The organism is Leptospira saintgironsiae (assembly GCF_002811765.1).
Taxonomy (GTDB): domain Bacteria; phylum Spirochaetota; class Leptospiria; order Leptospirales; family Leptospiraceae; genus Leptospira_B; species Leptospira_B saintgironsiae.
Genome location: NZ_NPDR01000002.1, coordinates 334,335 through 360,561, shown reverse-complemented (window position 1 = coordinate 360,561; position 26,227 = coordinate 334,335). Strand labels below are relative to the sequence as shown.

At 41.0% G+C, this 26,227-nt stretch carries 28 protein-coding genes and 1 pseudogene; 8 read left to right on the top strand and 21 right to left on the bottom strand.

Features of this window, described 5'->3' with window-relative positions; translation table 11 throughout:
* Nucleotides 1-25 precede the first annotated feature (25 nt).
* The 17 genes from gmk to CH362_RS06605 form a co-directional block, all read right to left on the bottom strand.
* Complete coding sequence (gene gmk, locus CH362_RS06685) at nt 26-559, bottom strand: guanylate kinase (protein WP_100709580.1); 534 nt, start codon at nt 557-559, stop codon at nt 26-28.
* A 14-nt stretch (nt 560-573) separates the two neighbouring features.
* On the bottom strand, nt 574-855 hold the full coding sequence (locus CH362_RS06680; RefSeq protein ID WP_100709579.1) for a DUF370 domain-containing protein: 282 nt from the start codon (nt 853-855) through the stop codon (nt 574-576).
* Nucleotides 855-2,063: a hypothetical protein gene (locus CH362_RS06675; protein ID WP_100709578.1), complete on the bottom strand. Its 1,209-nt coding sequence runs from the start codon at nt 2,061-2,063 to the stop codon at nt 855-857. The genes CH362_RS06680 and CH362_RS06675 overlap by 1 nt, the downstream gene beginning before the upstream one ends.
* A gap of 63 nt (nt 2,064-2,126) precedes the next feature.
* Nucleotides 2,127-2,492 (bottom strand): hypothetical protein, encoded by a 366-nt coding sequence (locus CH362_RS06670; RefSeq protein WP_100709577.1) that lies wholly within the window; start codon nt 2,490-2,492, stop codon nt 2,127-2,129.
* Between the two features lie 5 nt (nt 2,493-2,497).
* On the bottom strand, nt 2,498-4,480 hold the full coding sequence (locus tag CH362_RS06665) for a FapA family protein (RefSeq protein ID WP_100709576.1): 1,983 nt from the start codon (nt 4,478-4,480) through the stop codon (nt 2,498-2,500).
* 18 nt (nt 4,481-4,498) lie between these two features.
* Nucleotides 4,499-5,299 carry an RNA polymerase sigma factor WhiG gene (gene whiG / locus CH362_RS06660; RefSeq protein WP_100709575.1) on the bottom strand — a complete coding sequence of 267 codons (801 nt, stop codon included), beginning with the start codon at nt 5,297-5,299 and terminating at the stop codon, nt 4,499-4,501.
* 187 nt (nt 5,300-5,486) lie between these two features.
* Entirely contained in the window at nt 5,487-5,972 is a 486-nt protein-coding gene (locus tag CH362_RS06655; RefSeq protein ID WP_100709574.1) for a hypothetical protein, read from the bottom strand.
* Entirely contained in the window at nt 5,969-6,874 is a 906-nt protein-coding gene (locus CH362_RS06650) for a MinD/ParA family protein (protein WP_020770813.1), read from the bottom strand. Before CH362_RS06650 ends, CH362_RS06655 begins: the two co-directional genes overlap by 4 nt.
* A gap of 41 nt (nt 6,875-6,915) precedes the next feature.
* Nucleotides 6,916-8,193 carry a flagellar biosynthesis GTPase FlhF gene (flhF, locus tag CH362_RS06645; protein WP_100709573.1) on the bottom strand — a complete coding sequence of 426 codons (1,278 nt, stop codon included), beginning with the start codon at nt 8,191-8,193 and terminating at the stop codon, nt 6,916-6,918.
* A gap of 39 nt (nt 8,194-8,232) precedes the next feature.
* A complete protein-coding gene (locus CH362_RS06640; RefSeq protein ID WP_100709572.1) occupies nt 8,233-10,350 on the bottom strand; it encodes a flagellar biosynthesis protein FlhA in 2,118 nt (705 codons plus the stop codon).
* A 15-nt stretch (nt 10,351-10,365) separates the two neighbouring features.
* Nucleotides 10,366-11,568 (bottom strand): EscU/YscU/HrcU family type III secretion system export apparatus switch protein, encoded by a 1,203-nt coding sequence (locus tag CH362_RS06635; RefSeq protein WP_244280498.1) that lies wholly within the window; start codon nt 11,566-11,568, stop codon nt 10,366-10,368.
* Nucleotides 11,568-12,347, bottom strand: coding sequence for a flagellar biosynthetic protein FliR (gene fliR / locus CH362_RS06630; RefSeq protein WP_100709570.1), 780 nt, complete (start codon nt 12,345-12,347; stop codon nt 11,568-11,570). The genes CH362_RS06635 and fliR overlap by 1 nt, the downstream gene beginning before the upstream one ends.
* 9 nt (nt 12,348-12,356) lie before the next feature.
* Nucleotides 12,357-12,620, bottom strand: coding sequence for a flagellar biosynthesis protein FliQ (gene fliQ, locus CH362_RS06625; RefSeq protein ID WP_100707118.1), 264 nt, complete (start codon nt 12,618-12,620; stop codon nt 12,357-12,359).
* Nucleotides 12,617-13,411, bottom strand: coding sequence for a flagellar type III secretion system pore protein FliP (fliP, locus tag CH362_RS06620; RefSeq protein WP_208859544.1), 795 nt, complete (start codon nt 13,409-13,411; stop codon nt 12,617-12,619). Before fliP ends, fliQ begins: the two co-directional genes overlap by 4 nt.
* Nucleotides 13,412-13,467: 56 nt before the next feature.
* On the bottom strand, nt 13,468-14,256 hold the full coding sequence (gene fliO, locus CH362_RS06615; protein ID WP_100709569.1) for a flagellar biosynthetic protein FliO: 789 nt from the start codon (nt 14,254-14,256) through the stop codon (nt 13,468-13,470).
* Nucleotides 14,253-15,326, bottom strand: coding sequence for a flagellar motor switch protein FliN (gene fliN / locus CH362_RS06610; RefSeq protein ID WP_100709568.1), 1,074 nt, complete (start codon nt 15,324-15,326; stop codon nt 14,253-14,255). Before fliN ends, fliO begins: the two co-directional genes overlap by 4 nt.
* A gap of 161 nt (nt 15,327-15,487) precedes the next feature.
* The gene (locus CH362_RS06605; protein ID WP_100709567.1) at nt 15,488-15,688 is read right to left on the bottom strand and encodes a DUF2283 domain-containing protein; all 201 of its coding nucleotides are present in this window, start codon (nt 15,686-15,688) and stop codon (nt 15,488-15,490) included.
* 390 nt (nt 15,689-16,078) lie between these two features.
* Here CH362_RS06605 and CH362_RS06600 point away from each other — a divergent pair, with 390 nt between their 5' ends.
* The 7 genes and pseudogenes from CH362_RS06600 to ilvA all read left to right on the top strand — a co-directional run bounded on the left by CH362_RS06600 (nt 16,079) and on the right by ilvA (nt 21,293).
* The gene (locus CH362_RS06600; protein ID WP_100709566.1) at nt 16,079-16,438 is read left to right on the top strand and encodes an ArsR/SmtB family transcription factor; all 360 of its coding nucleotides are present in this window, start codon (nt 16,079-16,081) and stop codon (nt 16,436-16,438) included.
* 62 nt (nt 16,439-16,500) lie between these two features.
* Nucleotides 16,501-18,069: an MFS transporter gene (locus tag CH362_RS06595; RefSeq protein WP_100709565.1), complete on the top strand. Its 1,569-nt coding sequence runs from the start codon at nt 16,501-16,503 to the stop codon at nt 18,067-18,069.
* Between the two features lie 30 nt (nt 18,070-18,099).
* The gene (locus tag CH362_RS06590; protein WP_100709564.1) at nt 18,100-18,555 is read left to right on the top strand and encodes an SRPBCC family protein; all 456 of its coding nucleotides are present in this window, start codon (nt 18,100-18,102) and stop codon (nt 18,553-18,555) included.
* 67 nt (nt 18,556-18,622) lie between these two features.
* The gene (locus CH362_RS06585) at nt 18,623-19,093 is read left to right on the top strand and encodes an SRPBCC family protein (RefSeq protein ID WP_100709563.1); all 471 of its coding nucleotides are present in this window, start codon (nt 18,623-18,625) and stop codon (nt 19,091-19,093) included.
* Nucleotides 19,094-19,114: 21 nt separating this feature from the next.
* Nucleotides 19,115-19,243 (top strand): annotated as a pseudogene (locus CH362_RS19525) (SRPBCC domain-containing protein); the annotation flags it as partial.
* A 235-nt stretch (nt 19,244-19,478) separates the two neighbouring features.
* Nucleotides 19,479-19,697, top strand: a complete 219-nt coding sequence (locus tag CH362_RS06575) for a hypothetical protein (protein ID WP_100709562.1) — start codon at nt 19,479-19,481, stop codon at nt 19,695-19,697.
* 78 nt (nt 19,698-19,775) lie between these two features.
* A complete protein-coding gene (gene ilvA, locus CH362_RS06570) occupies nt 19,776-21,293 on the top strand; it encodes a threonine ammonia-lyase, biosynthetic (RefSeq protein WP_100709768.1) in 1,518 nt (505 codons plus the stop codon).
* Nucleotides 21,294-21,327: 34 nt separating this feature from the next.
* Here ilvA and CH362_RS06565 read toward each other — a convergent pair whose 3' ends face one another.
* From CH362_RS06565 to asd, 3 genes are all read right to left on the bottom strand, one after another.
* On the bottom strand, nt 21,328-21,834 hold the full coding sequence (locus CH362_RS06565) for a hypothetical protein (protein WP_244280497.1): 507 nt from the start codon (nt 21,832-21,834) through the stop codon (nt 21,328-21,330).
* An 86-nt stretch (nt 21,835-21,920) separates the two neighbouring features.
* Nucleotides 21,921-22,250 carry a DUF971 domain-containing protein gene (locus CH362_RS06560; protein ID WP_100709561.1) on the bottom strand — a complete coding sequence of 110 codons (330 nt, stop codon included), beginning with the start codon at nt 22,248-22,250 and terminating at the stop codon, nt 21,921-21,923.
* A 1-nt stretch (nt 22,251) separates the two neighbouring features.
* Entirely contained in the window at nt 22,252-24,474 is a 2,223-nt protein-coding gene (asd, locus tag CH362_RS06555) for an archaetidylserine decarboxylase (protein WP_100709560.1), read from the bottom strand.
* 189 nt (nt 24,475-24,663) lie between these two features.
* On the opposite strand from asd, the gene CH362_RS06550 reads away from it, so the two are divergent.
* A complete protein-coding gene (locus tag CH362_RS06550; RefSeq protein ID WP_100709766.1) occupies nt 24,664-25,473 on the top strand; it encodes an LIC_11366 family protein in 810 nt (269 codons plus the stop codon).
* 11 nt (nt 25,474-25,484) lie between these two features.
* Here CH362_RS06550 and CH362_RS06545 read toward each other — a convergent pair whose 3' ends face one another.
* A complete protein-coding gene (locus tag CH362_RS06545) occupies nt 25,485-26,123 on the bottom strand; it encodes an START domain-containing protein (RefSeq protein ID WP_100709559.1) in 639 nt (212 codons plus the stop codon).
* Nucleotides 26,124-26,227 lie beyond the last annotated feature (104 nt).

Genomic DNA, 26,227 nt, shown 5'->3' with positions numbered 1-26,227 from the left:
CGGTTTCCGAATTTAGCAGAAATTCTTAAAATAAAATTTCTTCCAAACGAGATAAGGCGTGTTCCAACGTATCATTCACTATAATATGATCGAACTCGTCTTTATGAGCCAATTCTTCTTTTCCGTTCTTAATACGTTTTAGGATACTTTCTTCCGAATCAGTTCCTCTACCACGTAACCTTTTTTCCCATTCTTCTTCATTTGGAGGAAGTATAAAGATCGTGATCGCTTCTTTTCCAAGCTTTTGTTTTACCTGAGCCGCTCCTTGCACGTCCAGATCCATGATCACCGATTTACCTGCAGACATACATTGGTTTACGAATATTACGGGAGTTCCGTAATAATTATCGTGGACCTTGGCCCATTCTAAAAATTCTCCCTTATCAATTCCGGATTCGAATTTTTCTTTGCTTAAGAAAAAATACGTTACCCCTTCCTTGTCACCGGGGCGTGGAGCTCTCGTAGTACACGAAACTGAAAAAGCCAAATCTGGATGTTTGGCTCGGATCATTTGGATAAGTGTGGATTTGCCTCCTCCTGCTACAGAGGATAGAACGATTAGTTTGGGAGATTTCAGTCCTTTTCTTCCTCTTCTTCTGCGATAGAATTATCCCTGCTTTCTATCCTTCTTGTGAGGGCTTCCACTCTTAAGTTGGAAAGGATCAGATGATTGGAGTCAGTGATTATAATGGACCTGGTCTTTTTTCCCTGGGTCGCGTCTACCAAATTGTTATTACTTTTGGCTTCGTTTCGGATCCTTTTTGCAGAAGCTGAATCCGAATGAATGATACCTACAATTTTGGAAACCATAACTATATTTCCAAAACCAACGTTCAAGACGCTAAATTGGGACATTAGGTCCTCCTATTTCTCTCCAACCTAAATCTTTCAATAATATCCACTTCACCGGTGGCGAGATCCAAGGCTTCTGAGATTTCTTCATGAGAATAGCCTTTTTTCAAGAGGAAAACGACCTTCTCGATCTTACTCGCACCTTCTCCCAGGTCTTTTAGCGCCATTTCAGAAGAAATTTTTACGGAATCCTGTTTTTGAGGAGTATACCCCGTTATTTTCCTTTCCAGGATTTTTCCGAAGTTCTCTTCCACAGGAATTTTATTATCCGTTCTTCTAGATTTAGAGCTCATTTTTTTAGGATCCAATTCAGGAGTATAATCAGGCCCTGCTTTTAAAGAACCTCCGCTAATATCTTCCGGAAATTCTATTTTATTTTCTTCGAATGGATCCCCATCCAAAGAAATATCGAATGTAGAACTTGGATTGTACATTGGCTGAGGAGTCCTAGTCGGAGAAATTTCAGACATTAATTCCTGAGAATCTTTCCAACCCATCACATTCTTAATCGTCTTGCCAAAGTTTTTCAGAATTCCCAAAGTTCCAGATTCTTCTTCCGAACTAGTTGCAGTTTCTTTTTTGAGATTTTTTCTTTCAGGGTCCAAGAATGGTTTTGGATTTTCTGGAGAATAATTTTCTCTCAGATTTTGTTTATAAAGTCTTCCTACACCTTCTCCTGCTTTTGCAGCAAGTTCTTGTTTTCTACTCTCTAATGATTCTGTTGGAAAAGTTTTAAGTTCTTTTTGTTTTTCCCGAATTAGGGTAAGATATTCGTTCTTAAATTTTTCCTCATCGGAAATTTGAACTGTTTCCTTGTGAGTAAGGATAGAAGGAACGCTTGTCTCTAATTCTTCTTCTACCGTTTCGAATTCCAATATTGGTTCAGGAGAAATATCCTGTTTTTCTAATGTTTTTCCTTCATTAGAAAATATTCTTTCCGGAAGTGATTCCAGTTTTTGGAGAATAGACTTGTATTTATCCTCCAAAGAATCAGAACGTTGGACCAAAATTTTATAAGCTTGGATCTTAGAATTTAAGAGTTCTATCTGGCTTTCTGTTTCAGTTTGGATCTCGTCTACCAATGTTCGAATTTCTTCGTTGATACGACGGATCATATGAGAGCGGATCCTCTTAGTTACCTGAGCGGACACACCTACATACAAGCCTATGGCTATGACAATATTTAAGAATAGGACTGTGAATAATTCCATCGCACAAGCGTCCTTTTCGAGGATATTTCCAACAACATCCCTCGGAAAGCCCGAGCGTTTTTATTAAGCTATATAGTCCACAGTAGAACGAGTAGGTGTCCGAATTTCGGTTTTTCTACCGCTCTTATCATAGGAGAAAATTCTCTCCTTTCCACCCTCGGGTTTTGGCCCTTTAAAAGATCGGATCTCTTTTTCTATTTCTCCGATCCTTTGGGTGTATGAGTTACGAAGTCTTTCTCTATATTCAGGAGATAATGAAAAAGTCTCGGTGTACATCTGCACCGCATACTTTTTATCTATAGAATACTCTCGGATCGATTTTTCGTTCTGGGCGATTACGTTCGAAAGAGTATGTGGGTTCTCCACCATAGTCCTTCGGACCAGATCGTTCGCAGCACCGTATCCGGAAAGAGGTTCGTTCAGCCTCATATCCTTTATTTTCCTCTAGATCTGTTTTTTCTCCAGTCTTTTTTATCCGGTTCAGGATCTTGGTACGGCAATTGTCGGATAACCCCGTTCTCTTCCACGAAGGTCTTATGTTTGATCTCGTTACGGGTCTTGAAGTCTGCACTCTTGATCTTGATAGTCACCCCACCAAATAGGGTCTTTTCGACGCTGATCTTACCGTTTGCGGCTCTTTCTTCAATATAAGATTTAAGGTTCTGGATCTCGTTTTCGTATTCCCTGACCCTTACCTCCAGCTTTTCTGTAGCCTTACTGGTTTTGACCAGCTGTTGCTCATGGTCTTGGGTGAAAGAAGCAGGATCATTCTCCTTTCTTGCCTTGAGAGTTTTAAGACTTTTGGAGATCTGCTCGAACTTGTCCTGATTTTCAGCCAGTTTCTCTTCGTATTCAGAGATCTGTTTTAATACTTTAGGATCAGTTCCTACTATAAGTTCTGTTGCAGGGTTGGCAGAAGATCCTATGACCTTTGCTGCAATCGTATCAGAAGCACGAATTGTACCTCCTACAATCTGTCCCCGCTTACCGTTAGAGATTACTTTTCCACCAGCACTCACAAAGCAGTGAAGAATTCCTTCTTGTACAACCACGTCTTTTTCTGTGACTACCGTTGCGTTCTGTATAAACTTAGCGATTACGTTTCCACCAGTGGACTCGATACGTGCCTCGTCTCTTCCGGAAACCCCTTGGCGAATGATGATATCTCCGTCTGCTTCCACATTTGCTTTTTGGACAGTACCGTAGATTTCGATATTTCCAGCGGCCTTGACAGAGTAATTATCCTCTACGTTTCCAGTGATAATCACTGATCCTAAGAATGTAACGTTACCAGTTTTAATACCGACATCACCGTTGACTCTATAAACTGTTTCTACAGAGAGCCTACCGCTCGCATAGACTACTTGTCCGTTCACCTCTGCAGTGAGTTTGGTCCTGTCTTCGGAAAGGATAGTTCCTTTTCCTTGTTTGAGTTCTGTATCTAATCCGTCTTTTGCAGGTAGAAGTTCGTTAAATAATGTACGACCGTACTTCCCTCTTTCAGCAGGTATTTTTTCTGCGAGAAGTTGTCCTACCACAACGTTCTCTATCAGGTCCATGTCCTTATAATCTACTTTTCCGGACTCATCTTCTCTGAAGACTACCTTCTTGCTGATACGAACATGATAAATTACCTGTGCATTTTTTCCGTTAACAGGAGGATCTCCTTCTGCTGCAGTGAAAGGTTGGTTATAGAATTCGTCCTCCAACCTTCTTTGGATCTCTTCTTCTTTTACTCCGTATTTAATTCCTGCGTTTTTGAGATAATTGACTACGTCTTTTACTTCTAGATCTCTTCCTGCAGGTTTTGGGGGGATGAAAGTGATCTTTGCTTTCATCTTATCAGGAGCAATATCCAATACCATTTTAGCCTCGGCACCCTGCCTTGGTTTCATATTGGAAATATAGATTGGTTCTCCCTTGGTCTCTTTTACAATCTTACGGATCTGATTATCATCTACTTCATTAATTCCTCTAACTGAAAGTCTTCGAGAAACTTCTGAAAGTTCGATTGCTTTTCCTTCGCCGGAAGGTGGATAAATTGTGAGATAAGTTCCGTTCCTAAAAATTTGAACGACTGCTCTTCCGTCTCTGTCCTTAGGTTGTAAAAACTCCTTCAGATCTTTGGAAACTAATTTGCCTGATCCACCTGTGAGTTTTTTATCCAGTTCTGAAAGTTCATCTAGGAACGTATCTTCCGGAAGAATGGATGCTCTGATATGCCAAGGTTCTGAACCGAAAAGTTTTTTCTTTCCGCGTTTAATTACAATATAATCCAGCTCATGAGATTTTCTTTTGAGATGGGATGCTGCTAGTTGCAGACATTTTTCCAATGTAGGGGCTATGACTTCGACCTGCTCGTTTTGGAGCTTGTCTAGTTCTTTAGATTGGTCTTTCAGAAAGGATGTAAGACTCAAAAGAAACTCCTCTCTAAATTACTTTTTGCTAATAACCGATTTCACTTTTCCTAATTTACTACGAAGTCTTGCTACAGCTCTCGTATGAAGTTGGGAAATCCTGGATTCGGTTACTTCCAATACTTCTCCGATCTCTTTTAATGTTAGATCTTCGTAATAATAGAGAACGATTACTTTTTTTTCTTTGTCCGGAAGTGTCTTGATCGCTTCCACGATCACGTTTTTGATCTCTTCTTTTTCGATGATCGTATCCGGGTTCATGTTCATCGGAGATTCTAATGTCTCCATGAAAGAAACCTCGTCGTTCTCATCGCCGAGAAACCAAATATCATTTAAAGAGACGAGTGACGTGCCGCTGATCTTAGTAAGAAGTGAGTTGAACTCCTCGACGGAGATTCCCATTTCTTTTGCGATCGCCTCATCTTCTACATGAGCGCCCTCTTTGTTCTCCAGCATTCCGATGATTTGCTCCAACTGTTTCGCTTTTTGTCGAATAGAGCGAGGAATCCAGTCGATGGAGCGAAGTTCGTCGAAGATAGAACCTCTGATACGAGTCATCGCATAGGTTTTAAATTTGATCTGTCTATCTGGATCGAATTTTTCGATCGCATCTAGAAGACCAAACACACCGTATGAAACAAGATCATCAAACTCAACGTTCTGCGGCATACCAATTGCGATACGACCGGCCACGTGTTTGACTAGAGGAGAATATTTTTCTACAAGATAACTGCGAATATTCTGGTCTTTAGTAGCCCTGTAAGACTTCCAAAGTTCGGTTTCATCCGTATTATTGTATTTATCGAAAAGTTTGGACATAACTACGGAATGGGCTGGTCCTCTGCTTAAGAATGTCGTGGACCAAACCGATTTGCAATAGCATTTTTTGTCTCAAAAACGGGAAATCAAGCAGTTTTTTGTCTCATTGGGTTTCTGGGCAGAAAACAGACATTTCACGCGTGCTTGTGTTCCAACAATTCCAGAATCCAGTCTGGAAAGATTTTTACTATTTTTCCTGACTGCCGTCGTCTTTAGCGAGCATGGTCCGGATCGCTTCCGCCATCAACTTAGGCTCATTTTTGATCGCGATATTTTCCACGATGATATGATCTCCGAATTTATCCGCTTTTTTGCGAGGGATCCCACTTGCAGCTGCTCGCATTTCGCCCGCACTAGCTGGAGAATCAAAATGAGGGGAAGAAGTATCCATATCAGAATGTTCTGAATGAGAATGGCTAGCTCCACCTTCGAGACCGTCTTCATCTCCCCCAGAATAAGCACCTGTGAAATTACCCAGAAGTTCTAAAAACTCAGGGACCTTAGAAGCTAAAACGGAATATACCCCGAATCCAAAAACAGCCATACCGACCGTGGACAAAAAGGTGACGAATGCTATATGGCCGAAATAATTTCCGACCATGATGCCGCAGACCAGACTTATGATGAGCCCTAAAAGGGAAAAAAAAGCGAGGAAACCAATTTGTAGGTTCACTCTTCCTCGCTCTGTTGTTTTTCTCTAACGTCCACGAAATTGAAGAATTTTTTGAAGAAGCCGGTGATCCCGGAATCATCTCCACCATCCATTTCTTGATTGAGTAGAGAATATGTGATCCGATTCAAACAAGCTGCTGCCTTGCTCTTAGGTGAATGGATGATATACGGTTTTTGTTCCCGGATACTTTTTTCCACCTCGTCGTCTTGGAAGATGAATCCTAAATTTTCGACTCTTACTTCTAAGAACTGACCAGAGATATCGATCACACGATCTGCAACCTTCTTCCCTTCGATAGCGGAACGTACACGGTTCACTACCATCTTTAGATTTTTATCTCTACTTTGGGAAACAATCGCTTTGATGAGTCCATAAGAGTCAGTGATTGCAGTAGGTTCTGGTGTAGTAACTACGATCACATCATCCGCTGGAAGTGTGAGCCCGATCACGTTTGAGCTGATCCCTGCTCCGGTATCTATGATCATATAATCATATGAATCCAGATCAGCGAATCCTTTGATCAAATTATTTCTTTGTGTATCGTTCAAGTTAGCAAGCTGAGAATAACCACTTGCACCTGCAATGATATCTACTCCCTCAGGAGCTTGGATAATTATATCCTTTAAACTTTTATGTCCTTTGACTACGTGATACAAATTATATTTAGGGATGATCCCTAAGATCACATTCACGTTAGCAAGTCCTAGATCTCCGTCAAATACTAGGACCTTCTGTCCTGCCTTAGCCATAGAGATGGCCAAGTTTACTGAGATAGTACTTTTGCCGACCCCACCCTTTCCGGAAGCGATCGCTATAATCTTAGTCATAGGTTTGGTTGAAGACACGAGTTTTAAACTCGTATTACCCTCGGTAAGTTTCCGCAACTGAGTCGCTTGGTCCATCCTAACCTCTTTCTCTGGGACTTAGGTTTTCTACCGAAACCTTAAGCGGAGAATACTTCTCCACGGATCTCGATGATTTTTTCCGGATTTACTGCGCATTCGGCGAGTTGGTGTTTTTCCGCTGGGATCATATCGAAGGGAACTTCTTGGCCAACACTTAAATGGGTAAAACCCTTATTAAGTGTATCGGCTAGTTCCAGAAATCCACCCAAAAATTCCGCTTCGTCCAGTTTAGTTAATAAAATTCTACGGAAACCAAGGGGTTCGTAGGCTTTCATTACGGAGTGGGTGTGATGATACGAAGATGTGGCGGATAATACAAGGATATTTTCAACGTTGTCCCTTTCTCCGAAAGCGGAAAGGTATCCATACATTTTGCTAAGCTGGTCCACATTACGATGGCTATAACCCGCAGTATCTATAAGGATTAGTTCCGATCCGTCTCGTGCCAGGGTCTCTTGAAAACGTTTCAGATCTTTTACCGCATAAAAAGGCATTTCCATGGTATCTGCGTAGCGTTTTAACTGCTCGATTGCAGCGATCCTGTAGTTGTCGGTTGTGTACAAAGAAACTGATTTTCCCATATGAAGATGGTACTTAGCGGCTAGTTTTGCGATACTAGTTGTCTTTCCGCTGCCTGTAGGTCCCACAAAGAAGACTACTTTTCTCTGTCCTCTTCTGGTTCCTTTGAAAATGTCCGGCTCCACTTGTACTCTTTCGGAAAGAACTTCAGCAATTTTTTCCTGAACTGCAACGGTACGAGAACGATCCAAAGGAGAAAGTCTCTGCTCCACTTGGGAAATAATTTCTTCCGCGTAAGCCTCGCTCATTCCATCTTTAACAAGTTTATCCCTCATTTTAAGGATATTGGAATCCTGCTCTTTACGGATTGGTCTAGAAATTTTAGGCTCAAACTCTTTTGAAAAAGAAAGCCCCAGATTTTCTTCGGACTCTATTTCTTCAGAAGTGACTTCTATCAATTCCTTCGGTAAAGAAGAAGCTCTGCTTGGGCGAGAAGTTCTTTCTTCCCAACTAGGCAATTCTTCCAGGCTTCTTCTTTTTTCAGAACCAAGAGTCGACTTTTGTTTGAGTAATTCTTTTAGGTCTTGGAGTTTTTTCTCCACCTTCTCTCTGGAACTTGCCTTTTCAGGAATTCCAACTTGGATCTCCACGACCTTGCGAGCCATGAGTCCTGTTCCGAACACACCACCCTCGGTCAAAATTCTATGTTCGATGACATGGGCTTCTGGGCCATATTTCATCTTCATCTGCATTAGGCAATCCTGTAGATCCTTGCCCCTAATCTTTGCGAAATCCATGCTATCCTCCTGTTTTTTCGATTAAAATATTACGTTTTCTTAAACCACTTCTGCGGGTTCCGCCGCCTGGGCTTGTGCAATTCTTAGTTCACCTGCAATTACAGTAGGAACGGAAGAATGAACTTCTTCTAATGCAAGAACTGCGAAGTTTCTAGGTGGGAATTCTTTCGCTAAAAAATAAGCAAAAGGCATTCTCACTTCTCTATTCACCACATAAATCGGGAATCCTCTTCCTTCTTGGACCCTGCGATTCATATCCGCTACAGATTCGAGAAGTCTTCTTTGGAAATCTGGAGGAAGTACCAAAATATCTCTTCCTTCCAAACGATCCTGTGCCAGAGATTTGTTCAATCTGTCGAGCACCCGACCTTCTACCACGATAACCTGTAATTTTCCATCCACCATATAATCTTTTACGATAGTATTGGATATGGATTGCCTTACGAATTCTGTAAGAACATATGGATTCGGATACTTGCCCATTTTGTTTGCAACTGTTTCCAAAATTGGAACAAGATTGCGGATTCCCAAACCTTCTCTGAGAAGATTTTGAAGGACTTGCTGCAACATTCCCAAATTCCCTGGTTTGTCCGCTTCCAATTCTTGGATAAGTGTTGGGTATTGAGATCTGTAATGATCCAGAAGTTTTTTGACTTCTTCTCTTCCGAGCAGACTGGAAGCATGAGTCGCAAGTAATTCTCTTAAATATGTGATAATTACTGTAGAAGAGTCCACTACGATAAAACCTTTGGACTCCGCATCTCCTTTCGAATCGGCAGAGATCCATTTTGCAGTTCTTCCATAAGCAGGTTCCATGAAAGATTCTCCCTCGATAGAAGAAAGATCCTGGCTTTCTGCAGAAGGCATCGCCATTAATTTTTCAGGACGGATCGTACTGGAACCGACTTCCACACCATTGATCTTGATAGTGAATTGATCAGGAGGAATTTCCAAATTATCTAATATACGAATTGGAGGAATAACGATCCCACTTTCACGTGCAAACTTTCCTCTTAAATTGGAAATTTGGTCCATCAATGTCCCACCTTGAGAAGCATCTACCAATGGCACCAAATGATATCCGAATTCGATCTCGATAGGTTCGATCCTAAGTTCGTCGTAATAATCCCGAGGTTTGCGATCTCCAACTGCTTCTTTTTCTTTCTTCTCCAAAACCTCGAGCTGTTCTTGTACAGTTCTTTCAAGAGAGTAAGCAAGATACGCAAGTCCACCTGATAGAAGCACCATCGGAATAAAAGGTAAACCTGGGATAAATGCACCAAGACCCATGGATGCCGCGACTACATACAAAACTTTTGAGTTTGCAAATAGTTGTGTTTTGAATTGTTTTGCAAGATCCGATTCTGATCCGGAACGAGTAACGATAATACCTGTAGCAACAGTGGTAAGAAGTGCCGGGATCTGGGAAACCAGTCCGTCACCGATAGTGAACTTTCCGTAAGTTTCAACTGCAGATATAAAAGATTCACCTCGGATACTTGCACCGATGATAACTCCACCAATCAGGTTGATCGCAGTAATGATTAATCCTGCTCGTACGTCCCCTTGTACGAACTTACTCGCTCCATCCATGGAACCGTAAAAATCCACTTCGTCTTCAATCTTCTTTCTTCTTTTACGAGCTTCTGCCTCGTTGATATTCCCGGTAGAAAGTTCCATATCGATTGCCATTTGTTTACCAGGCAATGCATCCAATGTGAACCTTGCTGCCACTTCCGAGATACGGGTCGCACCTTTAGTGATCACGAGCACCTGAACGATCACTAAGATTAAGAAGATAATAAATCCAACTACATACTTACTTAAACCGGATTCACTTCCTACGATAAAGGATCCGAATGCATCTATGATCGCACTGTTTACCGCAGGACCCTTGGACAAAATTTGTCTAGTAGTAGAAACGTTCAGTGCTAATCGATAGATCGTAGTGATAAGCAATAAGCTAGGAAAAATAGAAAACTCAGAAGGCTCCTTGATAGATAAAGAGGTCAAAACAATGAGTAAACTCAAAGCTAAACTGAATAAGATCAGAAGATCTAAAATAAATCCAGGCAGAGGAACTACGAGCATCCCTACGACTGCAACTGCCCCCGCACCCAGGATAAAGTCGGATTGTGTATACCATTTCTTATCCATAATATTCTCCTAGGTCTAAGAAGCGTTTCGGAACGCTTTCCGGAAAGATTCGAGTTTTGTAAAGATCACGCTAAGTGCGGTATAGAATTTGGCAGGAACTTCCTGGCCAATTTCCACCTCATCATAAAGTGTCCTTGCCATTGGGCGGTCTTCCACTGTGACGATATCATTCGCCTTTGCCACCCGGATAATACGTAATGCGAAATCGTCCACACCCTTTGCGATCACAACAGGTGCTCTGTGTTTATTAGGTTTATACTCTAATGCCACTGCAAAGTGAGTCGGATTTGTAATGACCACATCTGCTTTGGGAACTTCTGCCAGCATCTTGCTTTTTTTGATCTGGTCTCTGGCCATTTGTCTTCTTCTGGCCTGTAAAGAAGGGTCCCCATCTTGTTCCTTCATCTCTCTTTTGGATTCAGAAGGAGTCATTTTGAGTGCTTCTTCGTATTCATATCTTTGGAAGAAGTAATCCCCAACACTGATCGCAAGAAGGAGTATCCCCACTACCATAAAAATTTTAAATGCTGTGTAAGTGATTAAAGCTACTGATTCTTCAAGCCCCATATTTCCGAGCATTAGTATCTTGAAGAAGTCCTTCTCTATTACAAAATAAGAAACCCAAGCGATTGCAGCCACTTTGACTAATGATTTTGCTAAGCCGAATAATGTCTGACGATTCGGAAGTACCTTTTTGAAATTAGGACGTATCCGGCCGAAATTGAATGCAAGTGCTCTAGGTGCGAATAAAAATCCTGTTTGGACAACATTACCTACGATCGCAGCGACCACTGTGATTCCCATTAAAGGAAGAAGCAGCTGAGTAATATCCACAAGAGCATTATTCAAAAGTGCACTTACAGTTTCAGAACTAATCACATTCGCAGAACGTATTCCGAAAAAATATTTTCTCAAAAGATAATAAGATCTCATGAAAAAATATTCTCCCATAAGATACATTAGTACAATACCCGCTAATAGAACGATCGCAGAAGCGACCTCAGGGCTTTTAGGAACATTTCCTTTTTCTCTTTCTTCCCTTCTTCTTCTTTCGCTGGCTGGTTGTGTACGTCCCTCGTCCTCTGCTGCGAATAATTGCAGATCAATTCGGAAAGGAGCAGCAGCAGGAATTGGCTGAGTGTGCGCAATCGTATGTTGGAATTCCAACAAGACAGTCTTAGAGAAAAATTCCTGTATCTTCTTCCAAAAGGATCCCATTAGTTTGGCCATCCTTTCAGCATTAGATTCATTTTCTCGAAAGAGAGCTGGAATGCATTATCCATCTGAGTAATCAAAAACGGAACAATTAGGATCATGACCACAAGGCCAATCGCGATCTTGATCGGAAAGCTAAGCTGAAGAATATTTAATTGAGGAGCTGCTTTCCCCATCAACGCTTCTGAAACAGTAACTAAGAATAAAACTCCAAGTATAGGCAGAGAAATTTTGAAAGCGACTAGGAACATAGCACCAATCGCTTCTTCCATAGCCTTATAAAAACCGTCTTGGATCTCAGGAACAAGTTTCAGAACTTGCACCTTCTCAAAAGAATATACCAAACTTTCGAATAGAAAACGGTAAGCTCCCAATGAAAGAAACAGGAGCATGCCCAACATATTTTTAAGAGTACTGATCACAGGAAGGCTTGTTTGGGAAATTGGATCCAAGATCTCAGCGTAACCGAAACCAAGTTGGACGTTAAAAAATTCTCCAGCCATCTGGAAGGATGAAAATACCAAGCTCACTAAAAATCCCATGAGGATACCGATCAGAACCTCGGCCATCACAACTAAACCATAATCAGCCATATTACCTGGGATCGGAGGAACAAAGGATGCACTTACAGGAAATAAAATTACAGCGATTAGAAAACCAAGAGTCATCCTTTGAGCAAAAGTGATTGAGGCAAAGGAAAACACAGGAGCCACAGATAGAAGCCCCACGATCCTCGCCAGGATCAGAAGAAACACTTGGAAATTTCCAATAAAGTATTCCATTTTTCTAATCTAAAACTTCTCTATCATCAGGAAAAGATCCCTGGTATAATCTGTCATTGTCTGAAGCATCCAACCCGCAAAGATCACGATCACTGCAAAAATGGATAATAACTTAGGAACAAAAGCAATTGTAGGCTCTTGTATTGAAGTTGTGGTTTGTAAAATACCTATGATCAGACCCACTACCATTGCAGTTAGCAAGATAGGAGAAGAAAGTTTCAGAGTCACAAACAATGCGTCTCTGATCAGAGTGATTGCATCTACTTCCGTCATTTATAACTCCTTACGAGCTCGTAGACGATTAAATTCCAACCATCCACAAGAACGAATAAGATCAATTTAAACGGCAAACTCACCATCACAGGAGGAAGCATATTCAAACCCATGGAAAGAAGTGCAGAAGCAACCACAAGATCCACTACGATAAACGGAATAAATATGATGATCCCGATCCAAAAGGCCTTCTTTATCTCCGAAAGCATAAATGCGGGAATCAGAACGTAATTCGGAACATCATCGAATGATTCTACATTCTCTACTTTTCCGATTTTTAAAAATAGAGCCACATCCTTGGCTCCACTTGTCCCAATCTGCCTCATCATAAATTCTCTGAGAGGGATCATGGACTTATCAAAAAATTCGTTTGTATCAATCTTACCTTCCATGTACGGATTCAAACCTTTCTCGTACACGATATTTAAGGTAGGCGCCATAATGAAGAAGGTCATAAATAACGCGAGCCCCACCATTACCTGATTAGGCGGAAGGTTCTGGATAGAAAGTGCCCTTCTCACAAAATCTAAAACGATTACTATTTTAGTGAAAGAAGTCAAAGACATCACGATGGCAGGAGCCAAAGAAAGAATTGTGACCAAAAACAAGATCATCAAAGAGAGACTTGTTTCTCTAGGACCTTTTGCTTCATTCACATTGATATTCAGATTTGGGATAGGAATCCTAGGTGTATTTGCTTGGGAGAATATATCTTCCGGGATTGCAATGATCAAAACGGCAAAAAGAAGGACTCCTGAAAGTATCTTCCACATAACCGATTTATGTCTCATACTCTCGGAAAACTTTTTCCCTGCCTTTGTAGCGAACCCCTCTCCCACTTTTCCCCCTAGTTCAAATCGAATAATCCGTTCTCCAGATTATTCCTTTCCTTCTTAATTTCGTCTAACTTCTCTTTGAGTTTTCTCTGTTTCTCTTTTCTTTCACCCGGAGTTTGGCGAAGAGTCTGTTCTTCATCTTCCGATTTTCCTGTCAGACGAATATTCAAATCCTTTAATTGTTCCAAAGCAGTGACCAAAAAACCACCTTCAGGAGGTTTAAATTCGTCTCTCATTCTCTGGAGCCTCGACTTAGTCTCCGTATCCGTAATTTCGGAGATTAAATTAATACCGTTATCCGCCACACCCAACACGAAAATTTGCCCAGTCACTTCTACAATCTGGAGCTGTTTGTTCGTGCCCAAGTTCAAACTTCCCAGAAGATTCATTTCTCCCCTAACTGGAAGAGAACCCTCTCTGGATTTTGCGAGAGTTCTTAAAACCCAATACGCAGCCCCACAAAGAATTCCGAGTACAAGAACGATCCTGAATAAAATCCCTGCGAGACTTGGCCCATCTGAAATAGGCTTATATCTTTCTTCCACAGGATTCGGTGCTGAGTCAGTTGCCGTTTCCTTCTTCTCTTCTTGTTTAGGAGTAGAAGGTGCCGAAGACTCGGTAGTTTTTTTATCAACAGTGCCCAGTTCTCTTTTAAGAACTTCGTCCATTTGTTCTCTTTCGGAACCTTGGGAGTATAATCCTCCAGCGATACCCGATAAAATACAAAAGACTCCGAACGCCAAAGCGAAGGAGCCGAATCCTGAAAAAAACGAATGGATCGTTTGAAAAATTCGGCTCATCCGCCTCCCGACTCCGGCTTGATCCTATCGGCCGGACTTACGATATCCGTTACACGCACACCGAAGTTTTCGTCGATGACCACGACCTCTCCCTTCGCAATCAGCTTGCCGTTCACCAAAAGGTCCACAGGTTCACCCGCAAGTTTATCCAACTCGATAATGGAACCTTCTCCCAAGCCTAAGATATCTTTAATATACATCTTAGTTCTTCCGAGTTCCACAGTCACAGACATCTGAACGTCCATGAGAAGATTTAAATTCGGAGTACCTTGAGAGCCACTTGCAGTAGCAAGGTTCGGGAAAGAAACTCCCTTCATTCCTACTTGGGAAATTCCGCCGCCGCCCATTCCGCCTTGGTAGCCACCGCCACCATAGTCGCCTCCCCCTCCTCCTCCGGACCTTTTGGAAAGAGAGAGAATATCATTTGCCATCGATAAAGAAAGAAGGAACTGAATCCTAAAAGAAGGAAGTCCTTCGATTGCTAAGTTAAAGAATGTCCTTACAAGTGGATCACCTTCAGGAAGCACGAGTGCAGCAGGAGAAGTTACATGTCTAGTTTCTGCAGGAGAACCATTTACTCCGCCGCCAGTCTTAGCAGCGATCTGAGATTGAAGAGCCCCCATAATAGGAGTCAAACTATCTCTTAAAGTTTGGAGCTGGCCCTCGTCCAGACCACCCGAATCGAAGCCGCCCATCATCATATTTGCAATACGAGCCGCATTATCCGCGCCCATCGCAAGAACCACCCTACCATTCAAATTTCCTGAATAGGTAGAATATAATAAAAACGTATTGGACTTAAGTTCCGCTTCTACATCTTTCCGAGATTTTGCCTCGGAAGTTGGATTCATGAAGTTAGAAGTTTTGGAAAGAATGGCTGCTAAGGTATTTCCCGCAGTCATAAAACAATGAGAGAGAAAATCAGACAGAAGGTCCCTATCTACCGGAGATAAACCGGCAGCTTCCTTGGACCCGCCTCCGGCAGCCATGCTACTGCCTGGATCAAATGAATCGTTTGCACCCGCTAAAAGGGCGTCTATTTCTTCCTGGGAAAGGGATCCTTCACCCATCTTGGGCACTCTCTCTTAGTTTTGGATTAGGAGACATAATAAAAAGAATTTTGTCGACCCTTTTTTTTCTTGCTCAGAAAATAGGTGGGAAAAGGCCGGAGAACATATAGATAAGAACCCGATTCAGGAGTAAAAACAAGTCTATTTTGCGAAGAAGGGACTTAGGTTTCCAAGGTCTCGATATGAAAAGAAGAAAGGTCTACGTATTGAGATGCATTTCCATGAATATCGATCCCAACAAGCTTCCCTTCTGCATCTAAATCGATATTTAGATCCGTATTCACTTCCCTCGTTTCAGCAGAAGGACGATTAGCCAAATCGATATAGATAGAATCAGTTTCAGGGTAATGGGTAATTTTCATTTTTTAAACCTCCTGTCAAAAAAGGCGTTATGGACGGTTTCTCTGTCCTCTAAGGTAATAACACGAAGATATTTTTCAGCTTCGTCAAACCATTTCCAATAGCGAAATCTTTTGTCAATTTGGATGACCATATAGTCCGGATTGGAAATAGTTTCTATCACCCATTCCAATCGGATTTCTGGCCGCCGACGTAATACCTTAGCAAAATAGCGTGTATATTTCACGCCATTCCGTTTCCAAATTCTCTAAATGTGCGCACGGAAAATTCATTCCCTCTGGCCTTCTTAGTCCCAGACCAGACTTCGAGGGTATTTTTTCGAAATTTTTACGTAGATTGGGCTTGACGGGCGATTGGAAGTCCTGTATTTTACCAAATGGTAAATTAACTAGATGGTTAAATACGACACACAATCCGATCGACTGAGTAATACTTTTGCAGCTCTGGCAGACCCAACAAGAAGGGAGATCCTTCTCTATTTGGTCTCCGGAGAAGCAACTGTTAAGGAATTGGCGGAACCTTTCAATATGAGTCTGCCCGGTATTTCTAAACACCTAAAGGTTTTGGAAAAAGCTGGGCTGATTGAAAGGGGAAGAGAGGCGCAATGGAGGCCTTGTAAGATTCGACCGGACGGTCTAAAAGAAGCTTCCGGTTGGTTAGATCATTACCGTCATTTCTGGGAAGAAAGTTTGGATCGTTTGGATGCATATCTACAACAACTCCAAGCCAAAAACAAAGAGTCGGAAAAATAGATCGGTTATTCGGGAATTTGTCCCGGTGCTATATTAGAATTATATAAAAAGGTAAATTCAGAATGTCTGAAACTAAAACTGAAAACACACCAAAAGCCACTAAAAAAGAGTGGATCGGCTTAGCAGTAATTGCACTGCCTTGCTTGTTATATGCAATGGATTTAACGGTTCTTTATCTGGCGGCTCCTCAATTGTCCGCAGACCTAAATCCTACTCCTTCTCAACAATTATGGATCATGGATATCTATGGATTTTTAGTCGCAGGATTTCTTGTGATCATGGGAAATCTTGGAGATAGAATTGGTCGTCGTAAACTTCTTCTTTATGGAGCAGCAGCATTCGGAGTAGCATCCGTTCTTGCGGCATTTTCTCCTAGTTCCGAAATTTTGATTCTGACCCGTGCGATTTTAGGGATCACGGCAGCAACTTTGGCTCCTTCTACTTTATCATTAATTCGTAATATGTTTTTGGATCCTGCGGAAAGGACATTTGCGATCGGTATTTGGGGAATGAGCTTTTCTTTAGGCGGAGCGATCGGTCCCCTTGCAGGCGGGGTTCTATTGGAATATTTCTGGTGGGGTTCTGTTTTTTTGATGAGCGTTCCGGTTATGATCCTTCTTCTTATCGTTGGACCTAAACTTCTTCCTGAATTCAAAGATCCTAATGCTGGCAAGATGGATCTGCCTAGCGCAATCCTATCCCTAATATCTGTGCTCTCTATCATCTATGGTTTAAAACAAATAGCAGAGAATGGTTGGGGAGTCGTCCCTACTCTTACGATACTTGCCGGACTTTTGATTGGGACAATCTTCATCAAAAGACAAACTACTCTTGCAGATCCGATGATAGATCTTCAATTATTCAAACTTCCCGCGTTCACCGCTGCAGTTGTAGGAAATACCATGACAATTTTTGTTGGTTTGGGAGCTTTCTTGTTCATTTCCCAATATTTACAATTGGTTCTAGGGCTTTCTCCTTTAGAAGCAGGGCTCTGGACTCTCCCGGGAGCATTAGGTAATATTGTCGGATCTCTTACCATCCATATGATCGTTCGTATTATGCGCCCGTTATATGTATTGTTAGGCGGTTTAGTATTACTCGCGATCGGAATGTATTTGTATACTCTGATCAATGCCGAAAACGGGATCTGGATGATCATCGCAGGATCTCTCATCATGTCTTTTGGGATCTGTACCGTTGTAATTTTAGGAACTGATATCATCGTTAGCTCTGCACCTCCAGAAAGAGCAGGAGCTGCAGCTTCTATTTCGGAAACAGCCGCTGAATTCGGTGGGGTTTTAGGAATCGCAGTACTTGGAAGTATAGGCGTTGCTATCTTCAAATCCAGGATCAATTCAATTGAGCTTCCTGGACTTACTCCCCAACAATGGGAAAGTTCTCATAATACTTTAGCTTCTGCGGTAGCCGTGGCAAAAGAACTCCCGGAACCAAGTAGACAAATACTACTTAGCACTGCCCAAGGTGCATTCACTGATTCATTACATTTCATATCTCTCTTGGGCGTGGGGATCTCTATCGCTTTGGCATTCGTGATCTTCTTCATCTTAAAGGATAGAAAAGAACCGGAAGCGAATGCAGAAACAGCAGAATTAGAAAAAGCAGCAAGATAATATTAATAGAATATAAATAAGGAAAATAGAATGAAAGCAGAAGTTTCAGTCGTTGGAAAAGAAATTATAGGAATTAAAACTTTTGATGCCCCAAGAGAATTAGTTTGGGATGCTTGGACTGACCCAAAACACGTGGCGATCTGGTGGGGACCAAACGGTTTTACGAATACAATTCATGAAATGAGCGTAAAACCCGGAGGGATCTGGAGATTTATAATGCATGGTCCGGATGGAGTAGATTACCCAAACCGTATCGAATTTATAGAAGTAGTAAAACCTGAAAAATTGGTCTATGATCATGGCGACGATTCTAATCCAAAACAATTCCATGTGACTGTTCTTTTCGAAGAAGAAGGTTCCAAAACCAAACTTACAATGAGATCCAGATTCCCGAGCGAAGAAGATGTTAAAAATGTTGCAGATTTCGCGCTGGATGGACTTAGGGAAACTCTTGGCCGTCTAGAAAATTTCTTGGGAAAGAAGTAAACTAATTCGGAGCGATTCCGAATTAGTTTAGAATATAATAATTTTTTAAAAAGCGGAGAAGAAGTTTGTGAACGAGATCAAACAACCTGAATTTAAGGAAATGATACTGACCAGAACTCTGAATGCACCAAGAGATCTGGTTTGGAAGGCTTGGACAGATCCAAATATGGTATCTCAATGGTGGGGTCCTCATGGGTTTACTGCTCCTCTCTGTCAATTGGATCTTCGTCCAGGCGGAGAGATACTTATCCACATGAAAGATCCGGATGGTGGGATCAATCCTATGAACGGGACATACAAGGAGATAGTCGCTTTAGAAAAGATCGTATTCTCCTCTTATATCGCTTTCGAGATGGACGGCAAAAAACCTGCGGCTGAAATCCAGATCACCATTTTATTTGCGGACAAAGGTTCTCAGACAGAACTGCAAGTGCGAGCACTCCCTATCAAGGTCGATCCGGAATTGTATCCTGCAGTTGAAGGTATGGAAGAAGGTTGGACCCAAACCCTCGATAAACTTACTGCGATTTTCGCTTAATTCAATCAGAGAGAAAAAATTATGAACGAAGATAATCCTAAAGAAATCGTAAGCACAAGAGTCGTAAATTTTCCAAGAGAGAAAGTTTTCAAAGCATGGACTGACCCTGAACAATTGAAGAATTGGTGGGGACCAAAAGGTTTTCAGAATGTTATTCGAAACTGCTGAGGAATGTGAGCAGATCAAAGTTTATGCCGTGGATGGGAATGAACAGAATTTTGATCGTTTAGAAGAACTTCTGGCAAAGGTTTAATTACCCTGGATGGGAAACAAAACACAAAACAAATATTAAGGAAATAGAATATGAAAGTAAATCCGATGCAAATACTGAGTTTTTGGATCATCATTTTTCCTTTCCAAAAAAGGAAAAGAGCCGGAGCTTAAGATGGACTCAAAAGTGGGAGGCTACTCCCACTATTTTCATAAACCTTCCGATAAAAAAGAGATTCCAACTAAAGAAATTCCGCAGGATATCTTTCGTAAGAAAAAGATCTTTTTTACGGCCCTCTTTTCTGTTCCAGAAGAAAAACAAGAGATAAGCCGATTCTGGGAGGAAGCCTTGGAAAGATTAGCGGAACTTCTCCGCAGGATCCAAGGATCTTAATATCAAAAAATCTTTGGAGTAAATCCTAGTATATTAAATTCTATCCCTAAGAGCACTTTGCTATTGGGGAATCCTTTCGTGATAGATTATATCCGCAAAATTTTAGACGCGAGAGTGTACGACGTCGCCGTCCATACTCCCTTGGACCCAATGATCCGAATGAGCCAAAGATTAAATTCTACGGTTCTTTTAAAAAGGGAGGATCTCCAACCAATCTTCTCCTTTAAGATCAGAGGAGCATACAATCTAATCTCCAGACTTTCTTCAGAGGAAAAAAAATCTGGAGTGATCTGTGCTTCCGCAGGAAATCATGCACAAGGAGTTGCTCTCTCCTCTCAAAAATTAGGGATCAAGGCAGTCATTGTGATGCCTATCACTACCCCATCTATTAAAATAGAAGCAGTACAATATTTCGGAGCAGAAATCGTTCTTCACGGAGATACTTTCGATGAAGCATATTCTCATGCTAGAAAATTAGAAAAGGAGAAGGGACTAAAATTTATTCATCCTTATGACGATCCGGATGTGATCGCAGGACAAGGGACTGTAGGTCTTGAAATTTTACAGCAGTATCCAGAACCTATCGAAGCAATTTTTATTCCAATTGGAGGCGGAGGTTTAGCAGCAGGTGTTGCTTCTTATATTAAATTTTTAAGACCAGAGATCAAGGTCATTGGAGTAGAACCTTCTGATGCAGCCTCTATGAAAGAAGCAATTTCTGCAGGTAAAAGGGTAATCTTAGATAGAGTCGGATTATTTGCGGACGGTGTCGCAGTCAGACAAGCTGGAGAAGAAACATTCAATATATGTAAAGAACTATTGGATGATGTATTAGTAGCAAACACAGACGAGATCTGTGCAGCCGTTAAAGATATTTTCGAAGACATGAGAGTGATCGCAGAACCAGCAGGTGCTCTATCTCTCGCAGGACTAAAATCCTATGCTAATCAAAATCCGAATCGAACAGGAGCGCTTATCGCAATCAATAGCGGCGCAAATATGAATTTTGATAGGCTTAGGCATGTGGCAGAAAGAGCAGAAATTGGAGAATCCAGAGAAATTTTGCTCGGAGTTACTATCCCCGAAAAAACTGGAAGTTATTTAAAATTCGTCCAGACTTTGGGAAATAAGATCATTACTGAATTCAATTACAGATATGCGACAGACAAACAAGCACATGTATTCGTAGGTTTAAAATTGAAAGGCGCTCACTCTGAAAAAGAAAAGGTAATTTCTGAATTAGAATCCTTAGGTTACCAAGTTTTGGATATCAGCGCAAATGAAACAGCTAAGATCCATATCCGTTATATGGTAGGCGGAAGAGTTTCCGAACTCAGAGACGAGATCATTTTAAGATGTGAATTCCCGGAACGTCCTGGGGCTTTATTGAAATTTCTGGAATCATTAGGAACCAATTGGAATATTACATTATTCCATTATAGAAATCACGGGGCAGATTACGGAAGAGTATTAGTTGGATTTCAGGTTCCTTCTTCCGATAGAGAAGGTTTTAGAGAAAGGCTGAAAAGTTTAGGTTATCCTTATGAAGAAGAGACGGATAATCCAGCTTATAAAATGTTTTTACACAGTGTTTGATTGAAGTCTGGCTCATCCGGCCTATGTAAAATTCTTAGGTATCTACTCTGAAATAAGCCTTCTTCACCATTTTTTGGACGTCATATCTTTGGCCAGGATCTTCTCCTAAACAGAAAAACATAATTCCATACATTACATTCTCTTTAAATAAAGTGATATGTAGAACATGAAGATTACTTCCCTTATCTTTATAATACACTCTAAATGCAGGACGGCTTGCTACCTCCAATTCTCCGAATTCAAGTATCCTGCCATTTCCCTTTTTGATGGAATCGATTACACCCATCTGGAAATCCCGATTCAAAGCGCCATGATCCACAGGCTCTGTTAATTCTTTTCGAGTGATGAGAACACTTGCTGACTCATTATAATCTTTTGCTGCAAAAATTCCCCCTGCAAATGGTTCCATAGGAAACCAATCGAAAGGAATGGTCAGGTTGAGAGGAGAATTCGGCTCCTTCTTCTTTTCCGGAGAGAGGGATGCAAATACAGAAAATATCAGAAAGACAAAAAGGACCCGATTCAAGAATTTTAAGATCACCCTTTTGTCTCCCTCCATTAGGCCTTTTATTAATTTCGGCTTTGGAAGGGGCATATTTTAGTTAGAAAGAGAAGCCAAAGGCAGAATCAAGGAATTCCTAGATCCCCAGGTTCTCCCTGTGCATATAATCTAAGAGAATCGAAGCTATAAATGCCTGTATTATGGTAATCTCCCCAGACCAAATTGATTGCGTATCTTCCCACCTTGGAAAAAGACAATAATTTGGCCTCTTTGATCCCACCGGTCGTAGCACCTACTTTTCCGCCATGACCTCCCTTGCAGACCACGCAAGGGCATCTTTTTCTGAGTTCTAATAGAGGAAATTCGGAGATCACTCCGTCTTTCCATTCTATTTTTAGAATATTCTCATCGAATTCTATGGTTTCTGGTGTAGTCGCTTTTAAACTAAGGCTCATATTATCTTGGAAGTTTTAAGACCTGTTTTCTGAAAGTTCCGATTGTGGTTCCGTAAGTTACCTTTTCGTTCAAAGGAAGTTCCGCAAAATCGAAAGTATCTCTTTCTAAGATCAAGATCACGGTTGAACCCATTTCGAACCTGCCTAGTTCCGCACCTTTATCGATCATGATAGAAACGTCTTTATAATCTTCTTCTTTAGTGGTTCTAATCAAAGTATTTGTGATAATCTTTTTATCATAGGTCACACGTATACGACCTACGTTGGAAGCTCCTACTTTGATCACTGCTACAAGTCCAAATTCGGTCTGTAAGAATGTGATCAATCTTTCATTTTTAGGGAAAAGCCCTCTGATCCCAAAAACTGCTAATTCATTTACAGGAAAAAGTTTTCCAGGTTCATAATAATATCCTAATATTCTTCCATATGCAGGAGAATGGATCCTATGATAGTCCTGAGGAGAAAGATAGAATGTGATATATTTTCCGTTCTGGAATTTAGAAAGGTATTTGTCCCCTCCAATCAATTCTTTCAGGTTATAATCCACACCTTTAGCTTGCAGGATTACTTGATCGTTGATATCCCCAAAACCTGTGATCCTTGCATCCACAGGAGAAACAAGTGCATTCTCAGCAGAGTCTGTGATCCTGGCACCAGCTTTTAATGCTCTGGTGAAAAATTGATTTAAAGAATTATACTCTTGGATCTCCAACTCTGCTTCATTCAAATTGATCTTATAAGCTTTTGCAAATGCCTTTAAAATCGGGATCATGATAAACCTAGGCAATCTTAAAGAAGCCAAGATCCCGAATAATAAAGAAACCAAGTTTTTAGGAAGGATAGAAAGAAGAAGAAGATAGAAGTCCTTAAAGATTTCGTAATGCGCCCCACCCTCTAAGAATTTCCGAAGTTCCCCTTGAGCTACCTTAGCTAGAAGAACTAAGCTAATCAAGACTGGAACAGCAGTAATAAGTGCGAGCCCATATCCAATACCGAATACTTGTAATAAGAATTCTTCTCCATATTGAACGTAAGCATATGCAGAGCCAAGTAGAGAAGCTACAAAAAGGATTCGATACGCATTTGCGAATTTTTCCCCAAAGATATATCTGGCGTTTTGTTCTCCAGTATAGAACCATCCAGAGATTGCAACTATGGAGAATAATAAGAAGGACGCCATCAAAGCCAGTCTTGCAGGATCTGTAGGACCGTTTATCAATACGGATAAGAAGTTTTTAACAGACTCAAGATCTTTTACCCCGAAGGAAAATAATGCATAGATCACTAATGTAGAGATCACAAATCCTTCGAAGAATGTGGCAAGCATGCTCACAATTCCCTGTTTTGCAGCGGAATCTGTACGAACCACTCCTGCTACCCCGGCACTTTTCCCGATCCCAGTCTCTGTGGATAAGAAGAACATTCCTGTTCCAGTACTGAATATTCTTGCGAGAGAAAATCCTCCTCCAAGTAAAAGAGAGAAAGGTTGCATCGCATCTTTGAATACAGATTCTAAGAAGGAGTAAAAGTTTCCTAAATGATCCCTAAACAATAGAACATAACTTAAGAAAAATAGAATGAGACCTATTGGAGCGATATAAGCAGAAACTCTTCCGATCCTTCTGATCCCACCTAATACTACAAACACTACAATGATAGAAACTAAAAACGGAACTGTCATCCCTTGGATGTCCAATCCATTCTGAGCTAAGAAGGAAGCCCCTAAAATTGGCATAGCACTTCCCATAGAAAGTACTGTTAACAAGCAGGCCAAAGAAAAAGCGATAGCAAGCCATCTAGCTCTAAGTGCTTTTTCTATAAAATACATTGGACCTGAAAGATATCTTCCACTTTCCAATTTGATCCTGAATCGGATCGCGAGTGTAGAAGATACAAAACGAAGCGGCATGATTAGAAAACTGGAAAGCCAGATCCAGACTAAAACTCCTGGACCTGCTAATACCAACGCAAGTGCGGAACCAAGTACTGCTCCTGGAAGTAGAGAGGAACCTGTTCCGGCATAGAATGCCTGAGAATGTACCAAACGTCCTCGGGAACCTTTGTAGTCCATGTTCCCGGAAAAAATTTTAATCGCTAAAAATAGGAACCGGACCTGAGGAAACTTCAAACGGAAGGTAAGGTACAACCCAATAAAAACTAAAAAGTAGAAATAAGGTTTTAGAAGATCCAAATCCAGGAACGGAAATAGTTTAGTAGTCAGCATCCCAATCAATCTTTCCTTAAAATAAAGGCTTTTACAATTCTAGGCCCGGAAAATTCTGCTAGCATGCCGGGCTCCTACACAGTTTTCACGCATCCAGTCCCAAAACCACTCCTTTTTAAAAAGCGGTCGGGGCTCAAAGGAAGAAGAGCAAGTTTCTATTCTATCATCCTGACCGGAATCCTTTTCGGGATGATTTCCTTAGGCGCAGAAGAAAGTGTCACAACCACGCCTAAACTGAAGGAAATGCCTGAAAACAGAGCTTCTGAGCCGGCGGATAAATGGGAATTTGGAGCCAGATTCGGTTTTGGAATGAGAGGACCGAATAGATTCGATCAGAATTTAAACGGTTTTAGTTCCAATTTGAACCCTCTAGTTGCCAGCCAAACAAAACAGGAAAATACAAGAGGGAGTATCCAAGGAGAATTTTTAGCCAGGACCAGATTAAGCGAAAATTTTAAGGTCGGAATGATTGCTGGCTACAGATACTTCGATCCATTCCATCTCACAAATCTAACATCTGAACCTTTTTATACGAATCTGAATTTCCAAATGGAAAGTTTTTATATTTTAGGAATGGTCTGGCAAGAAGGTAGACTGAACAGATACTTCCGTTGGGAGACTGGGTTAGGGCTCGGGATCACAAGGGCTTTATGGGTGACAGATGGTTATGCCACAAACGGCAAAGAATATTACCAACAAAATGGAAACATGAGAGGAAGCGGGTTAGAATTTAGATTAGAAGGTTCCTTAATCCATCCAATCAATGAAAGAGTCAGCTTAAGTTTCGGAACTTATTTAGCCTGGATCAATATCACTTCTTTTGATGGTTCTTTTAATGGAGATACCGCTTCCTTTTATGTAAGACAGGACGGAAGACTTTCTCCTCTTACCGAATCTGCAAACCAAGACAATATACTTCTCTCCAATCAATATTCCAGAAAATTGGACATGCAGTCCGCGTATGGCGGACTGTTTTTTGGCGTGAATTATAAATTATAAAATCCTAATCCTTATTTAGAAACTGGAAGAACCAAATCAGGGTGTTTAGGAGAATTAATATACTTAGACTCAGTCACCTTCTCTTTCATTTTTTTTAATGTTTCGTAGGGAATATCCACCACTACAAAATTTGCAATAGAGCTTGGGATACTTCCACCTGGATCGCTTAAGATCTGGTAGGTAACCTCTATTTCATCTCCGGCTGGTACCAATTTCCAAAATCCTTTGAGTATTCCTCTTATGAGTCCTTTTTTTTCCGCGACTATATTTGGAATAGATCGAATTGTATAAGTCACTGTTCCAGTAGTCTTATCTTGGCTGAAAACTGTATGGACCACAAAGTCCCTATCATTCACCGGCCAAGGAGCACCATTTTGGATATAAATGTATTTCTCTTTTGTATTCAAAACTTTAACTGCTTCTGCATGTTTGCAGTCCTTGAACCAAGTTACGTAATTTGGATTGTCTTCTATTAAAGAAACCACGGTATTCAGATCCGCTTTCAATTTTGTTTTACCACGGAATTCTTTTAATTCGGAACCTTCTACTTCTCTGGTATGGACAGTGATCCCGTTTTTCTCCTTCTCCAAATCCCAAGAAAATAACTGCATAGGGATCAAAAGAAATACAATCAGATATAAATGTTTCATAAGAATGATCAAACCTCTCGATGGCTCCGAATCGAACCAATGATTTAATCGGATCTAAGATCAGATCAACCCTAAAATTGGATTAAACTTTATAAATTAGTAAA

Coding starts and splice junctions, on each gene's coding strand:
- CH362_RS06635 (WP_244280498.1), bottom strand. CDS start 11,568: ATGGGATCCTTTTGGAAGAAGATACAGGAATTTTTCTCTAAGACTGTC.
- CH362_RS06595 (WP_100709565.1), top strand. CDS start 16,501: ATGTCTGAAACTAAAACTGAAAACACACCAAAAGCCACTAAAAAAGAG.
- CH362_RS06545 (WP_100709559.1), bottom strand. CDS start 26,123: ATGAAACATTTATATCTGATTGTATTTCTTTTGATCCCTATGCAGTTA.
- CH362_RS06575 (WP_100709562.1), top strand. CDS start 19,479: ATGGACTCAAAAGTGGGAGGCTACTCCCACTATTTTCATAAACCTTCC.
- asd (WP_100709560.1), bottom strand. CDS start 24,474: ATGCTGACTACTAAACTATTTCCGTTCCTGGATTTGGATCTTCTAAAA.
- CH362_RS06640 (WP_100709572.1), bottom strand. CDS start 10,350: ATGGATAAGAAATGGTATACACAATCCGACTTTATCCTGGGTGCGGGG.
- CH362_RS06590 (WP_100709564.1), top strand. CDS start 18,100: ATGAAAGCAGAAGTTTCAGTCGTTGGAAAAGAAATTATAGGAATTAAA.
- fliO (WP_100709569.1), bottom strand. CDS start 14,256: ATGAGCCGAATTTTTCAAACGATCCATTCGTTTTTTTCAGGATTCGGC.
- CH362_RS06675 (WP_100709578.1), bottom strand. CDS start 2,063: ATGGAATTATTCACAGTCCTATTCTTAAATATTGTCATAGCCATAGGC.
- CH362_RS06650 (WP_020770813.1), bottom strand. CDS start 6,874: ATGGACCAAGCGACTCAGTTGCGGAAACTTACCGAGGGTAATACGAGT.
- fliN (WP_100709568.1), bottom strand. CDS start 15,326: ATGGGTGAAGGATCCCTTTCCCAGGAAGAAATAGACGCCCTTTTAGCG.
- CH362_RS06670 (WP_100709577.1), bottom strand. CDS start 2,492: ATGAGGCTGAACGAACCTCTTTCCGGATACGGTGCTGCGAACGATCTG.
- CH362_RS06560 (WP_100709561.1), bottom strand. CDS start 22,250: ATGAGCCTTAGTTTAAAAGCGACTACACCAGAAACCATAGAATTCGAT.
- CH362_RS06550 (WP_100709766.1), top strand. CDS start 24,664: ATGATTTCCTTAGGCGCAGAAGAAAGTGTCACAACCACGCCTAAACTG.
- flhF (WP_100709573.1), bottom strand. CDS start 8,193: ATGGATTTCGCAAAGATTAGGGGCAAGGATCTACAGGATTGCCTAATG.
- fliR (WP_100709570.1), bottom strand. CDS start 12,347: ATGGAATACTTTATTGGAAATTTCCAAGTGTTTCTTCTGATCCTGGCG.
- CH362_RS06600 (WP_100709566.1), top strand. CDS start 16,079: ATGGTTAAATACGACACACAATCCGATCGACTGAGTAATACTTTTGCA.
- fliP (WP_208859544.1), bottom strand. CDS start 13,411: ATGAGACATAAATCGGTTATGTGGAAGATACTTTCAGGAGTCCTTCTT.
- CH362_RS06680 (WP_100709579.1), bottom strand. CDS start 855: ATGTCCCAATTTAGCGTCTTGAACGTTGGTTTTGGAAATATAGTTATG.
- fliQ (WP_100707118.1), bottom strand. CDS start 12,620: ATGACGGAAGTAGATGCAATCACTCTGATCAGAGACGCATTGTTTGTG.
- whiG (WP_100709575.1), bottom strand. CDS start 5,299: ATGTCCAAACTTTTCGATAAATACAATAATACGGATGAAACCGAACTT.
- CH362_RS06605 (WP_100709567.1), bottom strand. CDS start 15,688: ATGAAAATTACCCATTACCCTGAAACTGATTCTATCTATATCGATTTG.